At 72.6% G+C, this 1,272-nt stretch carries 1 protein-coding gene; it reads right to left on the bottom strand.

Going from position 1 to position 1,272, the window contains the following annotated elements; all coding sequences use genetic code 11:
- Window positions 1–28: 28 nt before the first annotated feature.
- The coding region (locus tag MCM47_RS44485; RefSeq protein ID WP_255753454.1) for a serine hydrolase at window positions 29–1,272 on the bottom strand (1,244 nt) is incomplete at its 5' end.

Below are 1,272 nucleotides of genomic sequence, written 5' to 3'. Positions count from 1 at the left end.
GGGGCCCGGACCGGGACGGCTCGGGCGGTCAGGTCTCCGCGAGCGCCGGGCTGGAGGCCGGCGCGGACGGCGACCCGCTCGACGGCGCGACCGGCAGCGAGTACACGTTCCCCGGCGAGACGATCTCGGTGATCGCCTGCGCGAACAGCGTCGAGGGCGCCGAACCCCGGTACGCGATGTCGGTGTTCAGCAACACCACCAGCGTCGCCTGCGCCGACGGCAGGTAGACCGCCACGCTCTGGTAGCCCGGCAGCGAACCGTTGTGCCCGATCCAGCCGTGGTTCACGAACACCCCCAGCCCGTAGCCGAGGCCCGGATCGCCCGACGGCGGGGTCTGCAGCCGCTCGGCCTGGGTCGCCGGCTTCAGCAGCGTGCCGGTGGCCAGGACCTTCGCCCATTTCTGCAGGTCGGGAAGGTCCGAGATCATCGCTCCCGCGGCCCAGCCCCAGGACGGGTTCCAGTCGGTGGCGTCCTCGATCGCGCCGCTCTGCGTCTGGTTGGTGTAGCCGCGGGCGTGCGGCTGGGGGAACGCCGCGTCGACCGGGAAGACCGTCCGGCCGAGATCGGCCGGCTCGAACACCTGCTGTTCCAGGAAGGCGCCGAGCGGCTGTCCCGAGACCTTCTCCACCACCAGGCCGAGCAGGATGGTGTTGGTGTTGGAGTACTCGAAGTCCGTGCCCGGCGGGAAGTCCGCCGGGTGCGCGAAGGCGTAGGAGAGAAGCTGCTGCGGCGTGAACTCCCGGTGGGGGTCGGCCAGCAGGGCCTGCACGAAGCCCTGGTCCGAGGTGTACGGGAAGAGGCCGCTGCGCATGTTCGCGAGCTGGCGCAGGGTGATCGCGTCCCCGCCGGGCACCTCCGGGACGTACTTGGAGATCGGGTCGTCCAGACCGACCCGGCCCTGGTCGACCAGCCGCAGCACCCCGGTGACGGTGAAGGTCTTGGTCTCGCTGCCGATCCGCATGTTCAGCCCGGTCACCATCGGGATGCCCGCGATCTTGTCGGAGACCCCGAAGGCCCGGATGTAGCTGTCCCGGGGGGTGGTGAGCGCGACCATCACGCCGGGAACGGAGGCCTGGTTCAGCACCCGCTGCACCGCGGCGTCCAGCCGGGCCGTGACGGCCGGGGTCAGCTCGGCCACGGTACCCGGGGCCGAGGGCGAGCCCGAGGTCGACGGGGAGAACGTCGGCGAGCCGGTGGGGGAGACGGTCGGTGAGGGGCTGAGCGCGGCGGGCACGGCGGTGGGCGGCCCCGCGGGCGGCCTCCCCGGGTCGG

Origin of the sequence: Kitasatospora sp. A2-31, assembly GCF_022288725.1 — a bacterium.
Lineage (GTDB): Bacteria > Actinomycetota > Actinomycetes > Streptomycetales > Streptomycetaceae > Kitasatospora.
This window is presented reverse-complemented; position numbering and strand designations above follow the sequence as displayed.